General features: G+C 55.6%; 1 protein-coding gene. It reads right to left on the minus strand.

The window, feature by feature from the left end; translation table 11 throughout:
• A partial coding sequence (locus tag GM658_RS28620) for a helix-turn-helix domain-containing protein (protein WP_170299038.1) occupies nt 1-370 on the minus strand: 370 nt, incomplete at its 3' end.
• Nucleotides 371-475 lie beyond the last annotated feature (105 nt).

Genomic DNA, 475 nt, shown 5'->3' on the forward strand with positions numbered 1-475 from the left:
GTGTGCGTTTGCTCGCAGAATTGACCCACTCCAGTTGACCCGTCTTCCACTGCCTGGCAAAGGCTGCTACGCGGTCGTATGACCCTTCATAGCCGAGTTCTTTGAGATCCAGGTGGATCTGCTTCAGATTGCGCCGCTGCTTTCTGGGCTTGCTGGCCTCGGCCTTGAGCCAGGCTGATAGTTGCACTGAGTATTTGTCCAAACCGCTCGATGACCGCCGCTCCGCATAGGCAGGTTCTGTCGTTTCCGACCTGAGATAGCGTCGGACGGTATTGCGGGAGATGCCGAGTCGTCTGGCGATCTCTCGTAGGGGGATCTGGTCACGAAGGTGCCAGCGTCGAATTATGCCTAGCAATGCCACGTCGATCACTCCGATCTCCTGCCGATAAGACAGGTGGGATTGTGCTACCAACGTGGGTCAGATTCAGATGCAAATTTGTGGGGATGGTGGGTCAGTTTTCGGTGCAATTCAACA

It is taken from the genome of Massilia eburnea (assembly GCF_009720745.1).
Lineage (GTDB): Bacteria > Pseudomonadota > Gammaproteobacteria > Burkholderiales > Burkholderiaceae_D > Rugamonas > Rugamonas eburnea.